Here is a 17792-nt window from a genome sequence, read left to right on the forward strand (position 1 = left end):
CGTCATCGGTTCGCAATCCGGTCCGCCAAACCTGGACCGGTCAGCGGCCCGAGCGGATCCGAGCCGATGAGAGGTGAGTGCCATGTGCGGTATCGGAGGCGAGTTACGCCTCGACGGGACGCCACCGGACGTTGCCGCCGTCGAGCGGATGCTCCCCGTCCTGGCCCCCCGAGGCCCGGACGGTGCGGGTGTGTGGCAGCACGGTCCGGCGGCTCTGGTGCACCGCCGGTTGCGCATCATCGACCTCTCCGACGCCGGCGCCCAGCCGATGGTCGATCCCGAGCTGGGCCTGGCCCTGGTCTTCAACGGTTGCATCTACAACTACCGGGAGCTGCGCGACGAACTGATCGGCCTCGGCTACTCCTTCCGGTCGACCTCCGACACCGAGGTGATCCTCAAGGCGTACCACCGGTGGGGGACGGCCTGCGTCGAACGGTTCTACGGGATGTTCGCGTTCGCCCTGGTCGAGCTGGCCACGCACACCCTGGTGCTGGCCCGCGACCGGCTCGGCATCAAGCCGCTCTACCTGTCCGAGGGGCCGGGACGGGTCCGCTTCGCCTCGACCCTGCCGGCGTTGCTCGCCGCCGGTGACGTGGACACCGACCTGGACCCGGTGGCGCTGCACCACTACATGACCTTCCACTCGGTGGTGCCCCCACCGCGCACGATCCTCGCCGGGGTCCGCAAGCTCCCACCGGCCACCGTGCGGGTGATCACCGCGGACGGCCGGAGCACCGACACGCTCTACTGGCAGCCGCAGTTCAGCCGGTCCGCGGCCGACCCGATGTCCGCCGACGAGTGGCAGGAACGACTCATGGCGGCGTTGCGCACCGCCGTACGCCGACGGATGGTCGCCGACGTGCCGGTCGGGGTGCTGCTCTCCGGCGGGCTCGACTCCAGCCTGATCGTCGCGCTGCTGGCCGAGCAGGGCCAGACCGGGTTGGCCACCTTCAGCATCGGGTTCGAGGCGGCGGCGGGGGAGAGCGGCGACGAGTTCCACTACTCCGACCTGGTGGCCCGCCACTTCGACACCGACCACCAGCAGATCCGCATCGGTGCCAGCCGGTTCGTCCCCGCCGTGCACGACGCCATCGCGGCGATGAGCGAGCCGATGGTCAGTCACGACTGCGTCGCGTTCCACCTGCTCTCCGAGGAGGTCTCGCAGCGCATCACGGTGGTGCAGTCCGGGCAGGGCGCCGACGAGATCCTGGCCGGCTACGACTGGTACCCGCCGATGGCGAACGTGGCCCGCGCGGACGCCGTCGAGGCGTACGCCCGGGTGTTCTTCGACCGTCGGCACGACGCGCTCGGCGGGCACCTGGCACCCGAGTGGATGCTCGACCACGACGCGAGCCTGGAGTTCGTCGCCGCCCACTTCGGCGCGCCCGGCGCGGAAACCGCGCTGGACGCGGCGCTGCGCCAGGACAGCCTGGTGATGCTCGTCGACGATCCGGTCAAACGGGTCGACAACATGACGATGGCCTGGGGGTTGGAGGCGCGCGTGCCGTTCCTCGACCACGAGGTGGTCGAGCTGGCCGCGGCCTGCCCACCCGCGCTGAAGCTGGCCCAGGGTGGCAAGGGCGTGCTCAAGGCGGCGAGCCGGGGCATCGTCCCGGACGAGGTGATCGACCGGCCGAAGGGCTACTTCCCGGTCCCCGCCATCCGGCACCTCTCCGGGCCACTGCTCGACGACGTGCGGGACGCGCTGACCGCCCAGCCGGCGCGCGAGCGGGGGCTGTTCCGCAAGGACTACCTGGAGGAGTTGCTGGACGCGCCGAACGCCCGGCGGACCACGCTGGGTTCCAACGCGCTCTGGCAGCTCGGGCTGCTGGAGCTCTGGTTGCAGCGGATCGGGGTTTAGATGATCGTTCGGACCGAGGTGCCGCGTATCGTCCGGCGGACCCGACCGACCAGCCCTGCGCCGGCGGTGCCGGTGCCGGTGCCGGTGAGCGAGGACTACCGTCCGGCGCCGTCGCCCGACGGCCGCCGGGTGGCGTACCTCTCCGACCAGGGCGGCAGCCCACGCGTCTGGGTCCGCGACGTCGACACCGCCGAGGCCGTCGCGCTGCCCACCGGTGACGAGCCGGTGCTGGCGCTGAGCTGGTCCCCGGACGGGCGGTGGCTGGCCTGTGTCGTCGCCCCCGGTGGCGCGCCCCGCACCGAGCTGTGGGTGCTGCGCCCGGACGGTTCGCGACGCCGGCAGGTCGCCGGGTTCGGCAGGTGCAGCGCCGCGCTGGCCGGCTGGCTGCCCGACGGCGCGGTCCTGATGGTCACCGAGACCGACGAGCGGGGCCGGGCCGTCCTGGTCGACGCGGGCACCGGGCACCGGCGGGTGCTCGCCGAGGGTGATCTGCTCACCCTCCTGGACGTGACCCCGGACGCCGGCGCCGCGCTGCTGCGCCGTGGCCCTCGCAACGCCCGGTGGTTGGAGCTGCTCGACGTGGCGACAGGCGAACAGCTGCGGTTGTTCCCGGACACCGGCCAGGGCAGCACCGACCAGGGCTGGTTCGGCCCGGACGGCACGAGCGTGCTGGCCCGTACCGACGCGTTCTCGGAGCTGGCCGCGCTGCTGCGGGTCGACCTGACCCGACCGGAGCGGACGCCGACCCGGCTGGCCGGGCGACCGGACGCCGAGTTGGAGCATGCCGCTCCCAGCACGGACGGGCGCCGTGTCGCGCTGCTGTGGAACACCTACGGCGGGCGCAGCGAGCTGAGCCTGCTCGACCTCACCGACGGCGTGCAGCGGGCCGCCGGCGCCCCCGGGGAGGTGCTCGACGACGCCGTGTTCGCCGCCGGCGGCGACCTGCTCTGCCTGACCGCGCAGGGGCCGGTGCAGCCCCGGGAGGTCTGGCTCGTCGACCCGTCGTCCGGCGCGCTGCGTCCGTTGCGGCCGAGCACCCCGCCCACCGGCACGAGCGGCGGCGGGGTCGCGCCACAACTTGTCGACCTGCGCGCCCAGGACGGGTTGCCCCTCTCCGGCTGGCTCTACCGCCCCACCGGGCCGGGTCCCTGGCCGACCGCGATCAGCCTGCACGGCGGCCCGGAGGCGCAGGAGCGCCGCGGCTACAACCCGCTGTTCCAGGCCCTCGTGGCGCAGGGTGTCGCCGTGTTCGCGCCGAACGTCCGCGGGTCGTCCGGGTTCGGCCGCTCCTTCGTCGCCGCCGACAACCTCGCCGGCCGCTACGGTGCGATCGCCGATGTGGCGGCCTGTGCCGAGTTCCTCGTCGACGCCGGTGTCGCCCGGCCCGGTCATCTCGGCTGTCTGGGCCGTTCCTACGGCGGTTACCTGGTCCTCGCGGTGCTGGTGAACTTCCCCGGGCTGTTCGCCGCCGGGGTCGCCGAGTGCGGCATCTCCGACTTCCACACCTTCTACGCCGGCACCGAACCGTGGATCGCCGCCGCCGCCGTCAGCAAGTACGGCGACCCGCGGCGGGACGCGGAGCTGCTGCGGGACCTGTCGCCGCTGACCCACATCGACCGGCTGGACGTGCCGGTGCTGCTCATCCACGGCGCGAACGACACGAACGTGCCGGCCGGCGAGTCGGCGCAGGTGGCGCGGGCCCTCGCCGCCCGGGACGTGCCGCACCGGCACCTGGTGCTCGCCGGCGAGGGGCACGACTTCCTGGCGCGGGCCAACCAGGAGGCGGCCCGGACGGCCACCACCGCGTGGCTGACCCGGCACCTCGCCGCGACCGTGGCCACCGTGGGCTGAGGCGTTATCCTGCGCCGGTGGAGGTCACGACGCAGGGCGAGCGGTTGGCCGCGGACCTGGGTCGCTGGTTGGCCGAGCTGACCTTCGTCGACCTGGACGTGGACGCGGTCACCGCCCGGGTGATCGACTCGGTGGTGCGGTGGGCCGAGGCGCAGGGCTGGCGGGCCTACCGGCGGGCGCCGAGCGTGCTGCCGTTGCCACCGCCGATGGAGCAGCGACACTCGGTCCTCGACGTGGCGTGTGCCCGCCCGGACGGCCCGCCGGTCGTGGTGGAGGTCGACCACACCGACCGCGCCCGTACGGTGCAGAAGCTGCACGCCGAGGCGGACGCCGGTCGCATCCCGATCTGGGTGCGGTGGGGGGTCGGACGGTTCACCGCGCCGCCACCGCCGGTGCGGATGGTGACCCTCGAGGTGACCCGTCGGGCCGGTCCCGCCGGGCGCGGACGGCTGCACAGCCGCGGCGGGGACCGCCCCGCGCCGGCGCACTCGACCGGCGGTGGCACGGTGGCCGCGCAGGCGCTGCCCATCCCACTGACCGACCCGGACGCGGACGCCGGTAAGGGCGTCGGAAGCGAATCGTAAGCGCGGATCGGCAGAGTTCTGGGTGTCACCGGAGAACACGACACAAACCCAGGAGAATCCCGATGCGCAAGCTCATCAACTCGACCTACATCACCCTCGACGGCGTCATCGACAACCCCATGTGGACCATGCCGTACTTCGACGAGGAGGCCGCCAGCCTCGCCGGGGCGCAGACCACCGAGGCCGACGCGATGCTGATGGGCCGGGCCACCTACGACGGCTTCTCCGCCGCGTGGCCGAACATGGACGAGAGCGACCCGACCACGGGCGCCGCGTTCTTCAACAACGTCAAGAAGTACGTCGCCTCGACCACCCTGACCGACCCCACCTGGAACAACACGGAGGTGCTCCAGGGCGACCTGGTCGAGGCGGTCACCGCGCTCAAGGCCCAGGAGGGCAAGAACATCATCCAGTACGGCTTCGGCTCGGTCACCGCCCAACTGATCAGGGCGGGTCTGGTGGACGAGGTCCGGTTCTGGATCCACCCGGTGCTGGAGGGCGGTCCCAGCCTCACCGCGCCGCTGACCGACGTGAAGGCGTCGTTCGACCTGGTCGACACCCGGGTGCACAAGAGCGGCGTGATCGTCGCCTCGTACGCGCCGAAGACTCCGGCCTGAGCCGAGATCAGAGCTGAGCCCGGGCCTCGCTCGGGCTCAGCTTCGCGCCCTCGGCGAGCAGCGCGTCGAACCGTTCCGGCCCGAGTTCGGCCCGCAGCCGAGCGGTCGTCCGGTCGGTGTCGTCGCGTTCGGCCGGCGCGGCGGGGGACTGCGCGGCGAGTCGGGCGGCGGCCGCGGCGCCCAGCAGCCGGGCGGCGACCTCGGGGGAGCGCGCCGCCGCCGCCATCCCCTCCAGGGGGCCGACCGCGTCGCGCATCGTCGCCATCGCCTCGGCGGCCTCGAACGCCTCGATGTGCAGGGCCAGCGCCGCGTCCGGGTCGCCGCCCTGCTCGACCGCGTAGCCCAGCTCGACCAGGACCATGGGCAGGTAGAGCGCCGGTTGCGTCTCGCTCCGGCCCAGGTCGACGAGTCGGGTGAGGTGGGTGACGGCCAGGTCGAGCTTGCCGTCGCGGCGGGCGGCCATTCCGAGGCTCATCTCCGCGAAGATCACCGCACCGGGCGAGCCCTGGTCCACCGCCAGCTCGTACGCGCGTTCGGCCAGCTCCCGACCCTGGGCGTAGTCGCGGGTCTGCACGGCGAGCCAGGCCAACCAGGACAGCTCCGCGCAGACCTGCGGCCAGAGCGCCAACTCCTCCGCCCAGCGCAGCCCCTCCCGGTGCAGCGCGACGGCGCGTTCGTGCTCGCCGCGCATGTCGGCGAGCCCACCCACCCACTCGGTCGCCCGGAGTCGACCCCACCGGTCGCCGAGGTCCGCGAACAGTGCCGCGCTGCGGGTCGCGGTGCGTTCCAGGGTGGCCTGGTCACCGTTGGCGTGCGCGAGGTGGGCCCGGGAGGTGAGCACCGCCGCCTCGGTCCACCTGTCGACGGGGGCGGTGGGCAGCAGCTCCGACGCCAGGGCCAGGTCGCCGTGCTCGATCACCGCGTTGGCCGCGAACCAGGCGGCGTGTCCACCCGGGTCGACGGCCACCGCGGCGCGTACGTCGTCGGGTGCGATCACCTCGCCCTGCGACAGGGCGAAGCCGACCCGCCAGGGGGCCGCGCGGGTCTCCTGTCCCGGGTCACCGGGCGCGGTCAGGGCCTGCCGTGCCTCGGTGAGCCGGCCGCGCAGATACCAGTACCAGCTCAGGGCGATGGCCAACCGCAGCCCGCCACCGTGAACAAGTGCCGCGCGCAGGTTCGCCGTCTCCGCGTCCAGCAGCGCCAGCCACCGTTGCTGGTCGGCGCCGCGCAGCTCGGGGTCGGCGCGTTCGGCCAGCTCGGTGAAGTAGGCGGCGTGCCGCGCGCGTACCTCCTCGGCGTCGGTCAGCCGGTCCAGACCGAACGCGGCCACCGATTCGAGCAGCCGGTAGCGCGGCTCCGCGCCGGAGTCGTCGAGCACCACCAGTGACCGGTCCACCAGCCGCGCGAGGGTGTCCAGGTCGGTGCGGCAGACGTGCTCGGCGGCCGGCGGGGTGCAGCCGTCGCGGAACACCGCCAATCGGGCCAGCACCTCCCGGTCGGGCGCGTCGAGGAGGTCCCAGCTCCAGCCGATCACCGCGGTCAGTGTCCGCTGCCGGGTCGGCACGTCCCGTTGGGCGGTGCTGAGCAACCGGAAACGGTCGTCGAGCCGGTCCACCACACCCCGCACACCGAGGGCGCGGACCCGGGTCGCGGCCAACTCCAGGGCCAGCGGCAGCCCGTCGAGGCGGCGACATAGCTGCGCCACCGCCGGCGCGGTCTGCTCGTCGAGCCGGAAGCCGCGCTGCTGCGCGGCGGCGCGGGCGGCGAACAACCGGGCCGCCGCCGAGCGCCGGACCGCGTCGAGGTCACCGTCGACCGGCACGGGCAGCGGGGGTACGTCCCAGAGCAGCTCGCCGGTCAACCCGAGTGGCTCCCTGCTGGTGGCCAGCACGCTCACCCCGGGCGCGTCCCGCAGCAGTCGGGCCACCAGCTCGGCGGCTGGCTCGACCACGTGCTCGCAGTTGTCCAGGACGAGGAGCAGGTGCCGGTGTCGCAGAGCCGTGACCAGCCGGTCAGTGGCCGACAGGCTCGTGCCGGCGGCCTCGTGGGCGCCCAGCACCGCGAGCACCTGCTCGGCGACGCGCGGGTCGCCGGCCGACAGCGGGGCCAGCTCCACCAGCTGGACGCCGTCCGGGAAGGACTGGGTCCGGGCCGTCTCGGTGGCCAGGCGCGTCTTGCCGACCCCGCCCGGCCCGACGAGTGTGACCAGCCGTTGCCGGGGCAGCAGCGTCCGCAGCTCGGCCAGCGCCTCGGCCCTGCCGACCAGTTCGTCGAGCTGGGCCGGCAGGCTGTTGCGGATGAGCGCGGCCTTCGGAGGTGCGCTCAGGCCGGCGTCCTGTTCGAGGATCCTGCGGTGCAGGGCGACCAGCTCCGGCCCCGGGTCGAGGCCCAACTCCTCGGCGAGCCGCTCGCGCAGGTCGGCGTAGCTGTCCAACGCCTCGGACTGGCGGCCGGCCGCGTACAGCGCTCGTAGCTGCACGGCCCGCAGGCCCTCGCGCAGCGGATGCCGGGCGACCAGCTCGGCGAGGTCGGCCGCGACCAGGTCGTGCTCACCCCGGGCCAGGCGGGCCTCGGCCAGCCGTTCGTGCACGGCGAGGCGCTGCTCGGCGAGGCGGCCCGCCTCGGCGCGGACGAACTCGGCGTCGGCCACATCGGCGTACGCCTCGCCGCGCCACAGCCCGAGCGCCTCGGCCAACCGGTCGGCGTCGCTGCTGCGGGCCAACTCGGCGAAGCGGTCGGCGTCGACGGTGGCGGTGCGCAGCAGGTAGCCGGGCGGTCGGGACTCGACCACCTCGCGAGCGCCCGGCTCGGCGTCGTTGAGCGCCTTGCGCAACTGGGACACCCGCACCTGGAGAGCGCCGAGCGGGTTGGCGGGGGCGTCCGCGCCCCACAGGTCGTCGACGAGGCGGTCCGCCGACACGACCTGATTGCGGTTGGTCAGCAGGTCGGCCAACAACGCGCGCACCTTCGCGCCGGGCACCACCACCGGCTCGCCGTCGTCGGTGGCCACGGCGAGCGGCCCGAGCACCCCGAACTGCACGGCGGTCATCCTAGCGTCGGTAAGGCTGCCGGAAGTGAACCGTAAGCGCGTCGGCGCATTGTGTGGCCATGGACATCTATTCCGAAACACACGGCAACGGAACCGCTCGCCCCCTGGTGCTGATCCACGGCGCGCTCTCCGGCATCGGCACCTCGTTCGGCACGATCCTGCCGCTCCTGGCGAAGACCCGACAGGTGATCGCCGTCGAGTTGCAGGCCCACGGCCGCACTCCGGACGCGGACCGCCCGCTGACCGTCGAGCACTTCGCCGCCGACGTCGTGGAACTGCTCGACCGGCTGGGCGTCGCGCGGGCCGACGTGTTCGGCTGGAGCATGGGCGCCGCCGTCGCGCTGCGCCTCGGCACCGATCACCCCGACCGGGTCGGGCGGTTGGTGCTCGCCTCGGTGAGCTTCGACGACGACGGCCTGCACCCCGGGCTCCTGGACGGGATCCAGGACCTGCAACCCGAGCACCTACACGGCTCGGAGTTCCACGAGGAGTACCTGCGGACCGCGCCGGACCCGGCGGGGTGGGCCAACCTGGTCACCAAGATGAAGGTGCTGGACGCGAACCTGCCGCAGTGGACGCCCGAGCAGATCCGCGCGCTGGCCGCCCCGACCATGATCGTCCTGGCCGACTCGGACATCGTCCAGCCGGAGCACGCGGTGCTGATGTTCCGACTGCTCGGCGGCGCGGTGCCCGGCGACCTGACCGGTCTGCCGGCGTGCCGGCTGGCCGTCCTGCCCGGCACCACGCACACCTCGATCCCGCAACGCGCCGACTGGCTGGCCCCGATGATCGACGAGTTCCTGACCGAGGAGTAGAACGGCCCCCACGAAGCGTCGATCATGGACTTGTGGTGCCCACCTTGTCGGCCCGATGCCCTTTTGTGCACCACCACAACTCCATGATCGACCGGGTGGGGCGGGGCGGGGCGGGGTGGGGTGGGGTGGGGGTTATGGGGCTTGTTCGGATTTGCGGCGGATTGCGGCAAGCAGTCGGCGGACGGCGATCACGTGGCCGCCCGAGGTCAACAGGATCTGCCGGTAGAGGCCGCCGGTCAGGCCGGGGAAGACGGCGCGCGTCTCGGCTCGTAGCCGGGATCGGCCCGGCCCGGCTGGGTCGAGGCGGAAGATCAGCGCGTAGGTCGAGAACCGGTGACTGCCGCGCAGTGCCAGCTCCTGACCGGGGATCGCGGTGGCCACCCGGAACCCGGGGAACGTCGAGCCGGCGGCGAGCGGTCGTGGCCCGGACGAGACGGGGTCGGCAGCCCTCACGAGCCGGGCGTACCCGGTCATCCCCAGCCGCGCGAAGGACCTCTCCACGATGTCGGTCAGGTGGGGCCAGATCCGGTCGGTGTCCGCCGCGATGAGAGTGGAGTGTTCGTCCAGGTGGGGCAACGAGTCGATGGCCATCAACGCCTCCTCGCGTCGGCTCCATTCTCACCCGTCCCTGCCGAAGTTCGCCGCCCGCGGTCATGGCGTGTGATCGATCCAACGGGTAGAAACATGTCTACGCGTCAGAGAGCGCTCTCACGCCCCAGCTGTGCCGGTAGTACGCCTCCGGCCAGCGGAGAGGACGAACCACATGACATCCCCGTCCCGACGTACCCTCCTGCTTGCCCTTCTGGTGACCACCGCGGTCGTGACGACGAGCACGGCCGCCACCGCGGGACGCCCCACGCACGGCGCACCCGACTTCGGCCCGAACGTGACGATCTTCGACCCGTCCATGCCGGTCGACGAGATCCAGCAGACCCTGGACGCGGCGCACGCCCGGCAGGTCGACAACGAGATGGGCACCGCGCGGCACGCCTACCTGTTCAAGCCGGGCACGTACGGCACGGCCGAGCAGCCCCTACAGGCCAAGGTCGGCTACTACACCGAGGTGTCCGGCCTGGGCGCCTCGCCCACCGACGTCACCGTCAACGGCAAACTCGAGGTCTACAACCGCTGCCTGGCCGACGGCGGCACCGGCAACTGCCTCGCCCTGGTCAACTTCTGGCGCACCCTGTCCAACCTGTCGCTCACCATCAACGCCGCCGGTCAGGACGACTGCCGCTCGACCGCGAACTTCTGGGCGGTGTCCCAGGCGGTGTCGATGCGCCGGCTGAACATCGGCGGCGGCGGTCTGTCGCTGATGGACTACTGCACCGCCGGCCCGCAGTACGCCAGTGGCGGGTTCATCGCCGACTCGCGGCTGCCGGCCACCACGAACGGCTCCCAACAGCAGTGGCTGACCCGCAACAGCGAGGTCGGCGGCTGGTCCAACGCGGTGTGGAACCAGGTCTTCGCGGGCGTCGAGGGCGCGCCGGACGACGCCACGTTCCCCGACCCGCCGTACACGACCCTGGAGACCACCCCGCTCAGTCGGGAGAAGCCGTACCTCTTCGTCGACGCCAAGGGTCGCTACCAGGTGCGGGTGCCCGCCGCGCAGCGGGACAGCCGGGGAGTCTCCTGGGCCGACGGCATGACGCCGGGGCGGACCCTCGACATCGGCGACTTCTTCATCGCCAAGCCGACCGACCCGGTACGCGTCATCAACGCCCAACTCGCGCGCGGGAAGCACCTGCTGCTCACACCCGGCACGTACGACATCGCGCGCAGCATCGAGGTCCGGCGGCCCGGCACCGTGGTGCTCGGCATCGGCCACGCCACCCTCACGGCGGTGAACGGCGCCATCCCGCTGGACGTCGCCGGCGTTCCCGGAGTGATCGTCGCGGGTGTCACGATCGACGCCGGTCTGGTCGAGTCGCCGGTCCTGTTGCGGGTGGGCCGCCAGCACGGTCACGACGCCAGCAGCCCGACCAACCCGACCACGCTGTCCGACGTGTACTTCCGGGTCGGCGGTCCGCACATCGGGCGGACGAACACCGCGCTGGAGGTCAACAGCGACCACGTGCTCATCGACCACACCTGGGTGTGGCGTGGTGACCACGGCGTGGAGGGCTTCACCGAGGGCGTCAACGGGGACACCGACCGCTGGCGCACCAACACCGGTCGCTACGGCGCCGTCATCAACGGCGACCACGTGACCGCGACCGGCCTGTTCGTCGAGCACTTCCAGCGCTACAACACCGTCTGGAACGGCGAGCACGGCACCACGATCCTCTACCAGAACGAGCTGCCGTACGACCCGCCGACGCAGGCCGACTGGATGAACGGCGCGGTCGAGGGCTGGGCCGGGTACAAGGTCGGTGACCGGGTGCGGCACCACACCCTGTACGGCGGCGGGGTGTACGTCTTCAACCAGAACAACCCGTCGATCCACACCGAGAACGGCTTCGAGGTCCCGAACCAGCCGGGTGTGCGGCTGCACCACATCATGACCGTCAACCTCAGTGCCGGCACGATCGACCACGTGGTCAACGGCGTCGGTGCGGCGGCCGACATGACAAAGGTCGGAGCGCCGGTCTACCTCGCGCAGTACCCGACCCCGTAGGGATCTCGGGCGCACCGACGGGGCCGGAGCCGGCGAGGCTCCGGCCCCGATGGGCTGATCCGCTACGGCCTGGCTCGCCGGTCCGAGCGGTCGACTAGCTCAACTCGTAGTCCGGCAGCGGCAGGGCTCTGGGCTGTAGGCGGCGCTCCACCGCGGCCATGGCTGCGAGCAGCGGCAGTTGGGCCATCGTGTTTCGAGCCCAGATGCCCGGGCGGCTCTTCGGCGCGATCATACCGATGAAGAGGCTCGACTGACTTCGCTCGACCATCTTCCGATGGCCCTGCTCGTAGCGCCGAAACGCGATCCGATGATCCCCGCCGGCGGACGACAACTCGCCCGCGAGTCGGTAGGCGCCGATGAGCGACAGCGTCGCCCCGGCGCCCGCCGCCGGTGACGCACAGTGCGCGGCGTCTCCAACAAGCGCCACCCGCCCGGACGACCACGACCCCATCCGCACCTGGCTCAGCGCGTCGAAGTAGAAGTCAGGATCGGCGAGTGCGCCCGCGAGGAGTTCCGGTACGACCCATGGCAGACCCGCGAACGCCTCGCTCAGCAGCCGCTTCTGCTGCTCGACGTCCCGGTGGTCGTACGTCAGCGGCCTGCTGCGGAACAGGAAGTTCACCTTCGCCCCGGCGTGGGTGCCTGAGCGGTAGATCCCGGCCACCCTGCCCGGCTGGTTGTAGAGCGTCACCCACCGCTGCTCACCCAGGCCCGGGTCCGCGTTGGCGGACGCGAAGTAGTGGCCCAGGTGGGTAAGGAACTCCGGCTCCGGGCCGAAGGCCAGATGTCGCACCGTCGAGTGCGTGCCGTCGGCGCCGACGACCAGGTCGAACCGCCTCATCCGACCGTGCTCGAAGGTGACGGTCACACCATCGTCGTCCTGCTCCATGGTGCGGATCGAATCACCGAAGATGTACTCGACGTCGTCCTTGGTCGTCTCGTACAGGATGGCCGCCAGGTCGCCGCGCATGATCTCGACCTCGGTGCCGGCGACTCCGCCCCGGATCGCTTGCATGTCGATGCGGGCCACGCTTCGGTTGGCCGCGTTCACAAAGGACATACCGAGGACGTCCGCCGCCACCGCACGGGTCTGCGACATGATCCCCATCCGCTCGGCGACGTCGACGGCCTGCCCACGTAGGTCGACGCCGTTGCCGCCCTCGCGCAGGCGAGGTGCCCGCTCGACCACCGTGGGCGCAAAGCCGTGCCGGGCCAGCCAGAACGCCACGGTCGGCCCCGCGATGCTGGCACCGGAGATCAGGATCCGCCGGTTCATCGACTCCTCCTTCGTGGCACAGCGAGGAGCACGCCAGTGGCAGGTACGCCGCTTGCGTGGTCCGGTGGGGGTTTCGTAGGCTAACTGAAATGCATGTTCCACATGACGATATGGAATGGTCGTTTCAGATGTCAACCCCGGCCGCGAGCGGTGCCACCCGACGCAGAGCGGACGCCGTCCGCAATCGCCAACGCGTGTTGGACGCGACGAAGACGCTCCTCGCCGAGGGAGGTGCCACTCCCACGGTCGACGCGATCTCGCGGAGAGCGGGTGTGGGGGCGGCTACTGTCGTTCGCACCTTCGGCAGCAAGGAGGCGCTCATCGACGCCGCCGTGGCCGAGTTGCTCGTACCGCTCGTCCAGCGAGGCCGTGACGCGCTGCTCGAGCCGGATGCCGAACAAGCTCTTCGCGGCTTCCTCGTCGAGGTGATCGCGTTTCAGTCCACGTACTGGATCATGGGCGAACGACTCGGGGAGATGGACTTGCCGGCGACGACCGCGCAACGGGCCGCCCTGAACGCCGCCGGGCTCGACCTGATCACCAGGGCCCGCGACGACGGTGCGATCCGTACCGATATCGAGGCCTCCGTCGTCACCGTGCTGATCGGTGAGGTGACCTACGCGGTCGCGAGGTCGCAGTCGGCATCGCCAGCCCTCTCCGAGAGCTATGTGTCGGTCATCATGGACGGGCTTCGCCCGCAGCAGGTCAGGCCCTGAGTCATCCTCCGGGCGGACAATCACGCCAAGAGTCTTGAATTCCTACTGGGATGGTAGGAAAATAGGCGGATGCCGGCTGGTCCGTTCCTCACCTCGCGTCGGGCCGTCGACCTGATGCGGGTCGCCTCCGAGCTCTGTCCGGGCCGCTGACCGCCGACGAGCGCCGGCGCCACCCGCACCCCTCATCCGGCCCCGGCCGCAACTCACCCGCCACCCCGTGGCCCAACCGACCCCGGCGGTCTGCGCGTGGTCGCCCAGGGCACCCGCTTCCTGTCCCGCCCCCCACCGAACCCGCCACCACGGGATCGGTTCACCCCCATGGAGGTACGCCATGACATCCGATCAATCACCATCCACCGGGCCGACGGCGGGCGAGTCCCGGCTCGCGTTCAACGAGGACTGGGTGGCGACCGTCCTCGGCCTGGCGCTGCTCGCCCTGGTCCTGATCGGCGCCATCCCCGCCGGGCTGGTGCCCTGATGACCACCGACGCGACCCGGGCGGGCGACGCGACCCGGGCGGGCGACGCGACCCGGGAGGGCGACGCGACGGGCGCCGTCGACGCCGTCGGGCCGGCCCCGGCCAGCGGCCCACCCACCACCGTGGACCCGGCCGGCCCCACCCACACGGCGCGCGACGGTCGGTTCTGGGCGTGGACGGCACTCGGCCTGGTGATCGTGCTCGGCCTCGCCGCGCTCACCCGCTACCTGGAGCAGAACGTTCCCGGGTGGGCCGAGGGCACCGCCGTCGGGGACATCGGGGCGGCGATCGAGTACCCGGTCTACGCCATCCTGCTGGGCCTGCTGGGCAACGTCGCCGTCACGCTGCTCGGGTGGCGGGACCGGATAGTGGCCGCGTTCCGGACCGAGTTCTTCATCAAGACCGGCCTCGTGCTGCTCGGGGCCTCGATCAACCTGGCCGTCATCGCCAGTGCCGCCGGCCCGGCGATCGCCCAGGCGATCCTGTTGATCAGCGGGGTCTTCTTCTTCACCTGGTGGCTGGCCGGCAAGTTCGGCCTCGAGGACAAGCTGCGCGCCTTGCTCGCGTCGGCGGTGTCGATCTGCGGGGTCAGCGCGGCGATCGCCGCGGCCGGCGCGGTCCGGGCGCGCCGGGAACAGTTGGCCTACACGGCGAGCCTGGTCATCATCTTCGCGCTGCCGTCGATCTTCATCCTGCCCTGGCTGGCCGACGTGTTCGGGCTGTCCGACGCGGTGGCCGGCGCCTGGATCGGCGGCAACATCGACACCACCGCCGCGGTCACCGCCGCCGGAGCGATCGCCGGTGAGGAGGCCCTCCAGATCGCCAGCATCGTCAAGGTCACCCAGAACGCGCTGATGGGTGTGGTCGCGGTCGCGCTCACCGCGTACTTCACCCTGCGGGTGGAGCGGCGGCCCGGCGCGGAACGGCCCGGCCTGCGCGAGCTGTGGACCCGGTTTCCGAAGTTCGTCCTGGGCTTCATCGCCGCCTCGGTCATCGCCACCTGGTATCTCGACGGGGCCGGCGCGGACGGCAAGGCCACCATCGCCATCGTCAACGACCTGCGCGTCTGGTTCCTGATCCTGGCCTTCGTCAGCATCGGCCTGGAGGTCCGGGTCGCGTCGCTGCGGGAGGCCGGGTGGCGGCCGGTGGCGGTGTTCGCCAGTGCCACCGTGTTCAACCTCGCGTTGGCGCTCGGCCTGGCGTCCCTGCTGTTCCGCAACTTCTCGGCCTGAACGGGGTGAGCGCCCCGCCCCCGGCCCGTTCGGGGGCGGGGCGCTCACTACTTCCGCTCCGCACGCGAATAATTTCATCGATCAGTCGAACTCTTGCGATACGGCAACCACTCCTGCCACGATGGCCGTCAATGCCTTCCGTCCCGAAGGAGTGGTCCCCATGGCGGTCTCCCGCCGCAGGTTCGTCACGTCGGTGCTGGGCGGTTCCGCCCTCGCCGCCGCCTCCACCACCGAGCTGCTCACCACCCTGGCCAGCCCCGCCTCCGCCGCCAGTCCCCCCGGGGACGTGGTCGGCAAGGTGACGGTCGGCTACCAGGGCTGGTTCAGTGCCCCTGGCGACTCCGCGCCGATCGGCGGCTGGTGGCACTGGAGCCGCGACCGGTTCCAGCCGCCCTCGCCCGCGAACACCACGATCGTGTCCTGGCCGGACATGCGCGAGTACACGCGCAGCTACCCCACCGCGTACCCCAACCTCGGCAGCGGATCGCCGGCGACCCTCTTCTCCTCCTACGACCAGCAGACGGTGGACACCCACTTCCGGTGGATGCAGGAGTACGGCTGCGACACCGCAGCCCTGCAACGCTTCAACCCGACGGGCGACGAGGGGCCGACCCGCGACGCGATGACGCTGAAGGTCCGCTCGGCGGCCGAGCGCCACAACCGCAAGTTCTACATCATGTACGACGTCACCGACTGGCTGACCATGCAGGCGGACATCAAGGCCGACTGGACGACGAAGATGTCCACGCACACCGCGTCCAGCGCGTACGCCCGGCAGAACGGCAAGCCGGTCGTCTGCATCTGGGGCTTCGGCTTCAGCGAATCGAGTCGCCCCTTCACCCCCGGCCCCTGCCTGGAGGTCATCAACTGGTTCAAGGCGCAGGGCTGTTACGTCATCGGTGGTGTGCCCACCTGGTGGCGGCTGGGCCGAGAGGACTCCCGCCCCGGTTTCCTCGACGTCTACCACGCGTTCAACGCGATCTCGCCCTGGATGGTCTACCGGACCGACACCCTGGAAGGGCTCGACTCGTACTACAACAACGTCAACATCGGTGACATGGCCGACTGTGCGGCCCGTGGCATCGACTACCTGCCCTGCGTGATGCCCGGTGACCTCGCCGGTGGCCACCGGCGACACGGCGACTTCTACTGGCGGCACATCTACAACATGGTCCGGCTCGGTTCCCAGGGCCTCTACGTGTCCATGTTCGACGAGTACAACGAGGGCAACCAGATCGCCAAGACCTCCGAGACCCAGGCCACCACCCCGGCCGGCGCGAACATCCGCGCCCTGGACGAGGACGGCGTGGCCTGCTCCTCCGACTACTACCTGCGGATCACCGCCGACGGCGGCCGGATGCTCAAGGGCCAACTCGCGCTCACCGCGGTCCGCCCCACCCCACCGACGACCGGCACCCCACCCCCGACCGGCGGGAACCTGGCCGCCGGCCGGTCCACCTCCGCGAGCAGCCAGGGCGGCGGCTTCCCGTCGGGCAACGCGGTGGACGCCAACGCCGGCAGCTACTGGGAGAGCGGCGGCGGCGCCTTCCCGCACTGGTGGCAGGTCGACCTCGGCGCCAGCCACCAGGTCAACAAACTCGTGGTACGACTGCCCGCCGGCTGGGGCTCGCGTACCCAGACCATCACCGTGCAGGGCAGCGTCGACGGCGGATCGTTCACCACCATCGCCGGGGCCTCCGCGTTCGCCTTCGACCCGGCCACCGGCAACACCGTCACCCGCACGCTGACGACCACCACGACCCGCTACGTCCGCCTCAGCATCAGCGGCAACACCGGCTGGCCGGCCGCCCAACTCGCCCAGGTCGAGGTGTACGCCTCAGGCGGCACCACCGACAACCCGCCGAGCACGCCGAGCGGCCTCACCGTGACCGGCAAGACGTCGAGCAGCGTGTCCCTGGCGTGGACGGCCTCCACCGACGACACCGGGGTGACCGGTTACCAGGTGCGTCAGGGTGGCAACGTGGTCGCCACCGTCACGGGCACCACGGCTACCGTGAGCGGGCTGAGCGCGTCCACCGCGTACACCTTCACGGTCACCGCGCGCGACGCGGCCGGCAACACCTCGGCGGCCTCGAACTCGGTCACGGTCACCACGGACGCTGCGGCCAACGCGGACCTCGCCCGGGGGCGGTCCACCTCGGAGAGCAGTCACGTCCAGAGCTACGGGTCGGGGAACGTGGTCGACGGTGACGCGAACAGCTACTGGGAGAGCGCGAACAACGCGTTCCCGCAGTGGGTGCAGGTCGACCTGGGTTCCGCGCGTACGGTCGGGCGGGTGGTGCTGAAGCTGCCGCCGTCGTCGGCCTGGGGCAGCCGGACGCAGACCATCGCGGTGCAGGGCAGCGCGGACGGGGGCAGTTTCGGCACGCTGTCGGGTGCGGCGGGGCGCACGTTCGACCCGGCCAGCGGCAACCAGGTGACGATCACCTTCGGTGCCGCGCAGACCCGCTACGTCCGGGTCACCGTCACCGGGAACACCGGGTGGCCGGCCGGCCAGCTGTCGGGCCTGGAGGTGTACGCGAGCTGACCGGTTGTGGGGGCGGTCGCCGGACGCCGACCGGCGGCCGCCACCCACCCGGCGAGTGGGCGCAAGCCTTACCTCGCTTACGCGCTCTTCATCGGTCCATTGCCGGTGGTTATGGTGCTGCTTGTGCTGGCCCAGCGTGCTGCTCTGT

14 protein-coding genes are annotated in these 17792 nt (G+C 71.7%); 11 read left to right on the top strand and 3 right to left on the bottom strand.

All coding sequences use genetic code 11. From position 1 onward, the window contains the following. The first annotated feature begins 82 nt into the window (after window positions 1-82). From AB0O48_RS25855 to AB0O48_RS25870, 4 genes are all read left to right on the top strand, one after another. The gene (locus AB0O48_RS25855; protein ID WP_357253348.1) at window positions 83-1861 is read left to right on the top strand and encodes an N-acetylglutaminylglutamine amidotransferase; all 1779 of its coding nucleotides are present in this window, start codon (window positions 83-85) and stop codon (window positions 1859-1861) included. Further along, the gene (locus AB0O48_RS25860; protein WP_365068835.1) at window positions 1862-3712 is read left to right on the top strand and encodes a S9 family peptidase; all 1851 of its coding nucleotides are present in this window, start codon (window positions 1862-1864) and stop codon (window positions 3710-3712) included. Window positions 3713-3729: 17 nt separating this feature from the next. Beyond that, the gene (locus AB0O48_RS25865; RefSeq protein WP_365068837.1) at window positions 3730-4296 is read left to right on the top strand and encodes a hypothetical protein; all 567 of its coding nucleotides are present in this window, start codon (window positions 3730-3732) and stop codon (window positions 4294-4296) included. Window positions 4297-4358: 62 nt separating this feature from the next. After that, the gene (locus tag AB0O48_RS25870) at window positions 4359-4913 is read left to right on the top strand and encodes a dihydrofolate reductase family protein (RefSeq protein WP_357253343.1); all 555 of its coding nucleotides are present in this window, start codon (window positions 4359-4361) and stop codon (window positions 4911-4913) included. Window positions 4914-4920: 7 nt separating this feature from the next. Here AB0O48_RS25870 and AB0O48_RS25875 read toward each other — a convergent pair whose 3' ends face one another. Continuing rightward, window positions 4921-7962 carry a BTAD domain-containing putative transcriptional regulator gene (locus AB0O48_RS25875; RefSeq protein ID WP_357572898.1) on the bottom strand — a complete coding sequence of 1014 codons (3042 nt, stop codon included), beginning with the start codon at window positions 7960-7962 and terminating at the stop codon, window positions 4921-4923. Between the two features lie 59 nt (window positions 7963-8021). Between AB0O48_RS25875 and AB0O48_RS25880 the strand changes: the two genes are divergently transcribed. Then, a complete protein-coding gene (locus AB0O48_RS25880) occupies window positions 8022-8777 on the top strand; it encodes an alpha/beta fold hydrolase (RefSeq protein ID WP_357572899.1) in 756 nt (251 codons plus the stop codon). 132 nt (window positions 8778-8909) lie between these two features. On the opposite strand, the gene AB0O48_RS25885 is transcribed toward AB0O48_RS25880, so the two are convergent. Next, on the bottom strand, window positions 8910-9368 hold the full coding sequence (locus tag AB0O48_RS25885; protein ID WP_357572900.1) for a hypothetical protein: 459 nt from the start codon (window positions 9366-9368) through the stop codon (window positions 8910-8912). A 172-nt stretch (window positions 9369-9540) separates the two neighbouring features. On the opposite strand from AB0O48_RS25885, the gene AB0O48_RS25890 reads away from it, so the two are divergent. After that, window positions 9541-11394: an adenylyl cyclase gene (locus tag AB0O48_RS25890; RefSeq protein WP_365068840.1), complete on the top strand. Its 1854-nt coding sequence runs from the start codon at window positions 9541-9543 to the stop codon at window positions 11392-11394. 94 nt (window positions 11395-11488) lie between these two features. On the opposite strand, the gene AB0O48_RS25895 is transcribed toward AB0O48_RS25890, so the two are convergent. Beyond that, window positions 11489-12670 (bottom strand): FAD-dependent monooxygenase, encoded by a 1182-nt coding sequence (locus tag AB0O48_RS25895; RefSeq protein ID WP_365068842.1) that lies wholly within the window; start codon window positions 12668-12670, stop codon window positions 11489-11491. Between the two features lie 197 nt (window positions 12671-12867). Between AB0O48_RS25895 and AB0O48_RS25900 the strand changes: the two genes are divergently transcribed. The 5 genes from AB0O48_RS25900 to AB0O48_RS25920 all read left to right on the top strand — a co-directional run bounded on the left by AB0O48_RS25900 (window position 12868) and on the right by AB0O48_RS25920 (window position 17644). Beyond that, window positions 12868-13386 carry a helix-turn-helix domain-containing protein gene (locus AB0O48_RS25900; RefSeq protein WP_357253332.1) on the top strand — a complete coding sequence of 173 codons (519 nt, stop codon included), beginning with the start codon at window positions 12868-12870 and terminating at the stop codon, window positions 13384-13386. A 69-nt stretch (window positions 13387-13455) separates the two neighbouring features. Continuing rightward, on the top strand, window positions 13456-13536 hold the full coding sequence (locus tag AB0O48_RS25905) for a putative leader peptide (protein WP_357253448.1): 81 nt from the start codon (window positions 13456-13458) through the stop codon (window positions 13534-13536). Between the two features lie 181 nt (window positions 13537-13717). Further along, complete coding sequence (locus tag AB0O48_RS25910; RefSeq protein ID WP_357572904.1) at window positions 13718-13864, top strand: hypothetical protein; 147 nt, start codon at window positions 13718-13720, stop codon at window positions 13862-13864. Further along, window positions 13864-15096, top strand: a complete 1233-nt coding sequence (locus AB0O48_RS25915) for a putative sulfate exporter family transporter (protein WP_357572905.1) — start codon at window positions 13864-13866, stop codon at window positions 15094-15096. Before AB0O48_RS25910 ends, AB0O48_RS25915 begins: the two co-directional genes overlap by 1 nt. A 160-nt stretch (window positions 15097-15256) precedes the next feature. Beyond that, window positions 15257-17644 (top strand): discoidin domain-containing protein, encoded by a 2388-nt coding sequence (locus tag AB0O48_RS25920; protein WP_365068845.1) that lies wholly within the window; start codon window positions 15257-15259, stop codon window positions 17642-17644. Window positions 17645-17792: the final 148 nt, after the last annotated feature.

Origin of the sequence: Micromonospora sp. NPDC085948 (assembly GCF_040686315.1) — a bacterium.
Taxonomy (GTDB): Bacteria; Actinomycetota; Actinomycetes; order Mycobacteriales; family Micromonosporaceae; genus Micromonospora.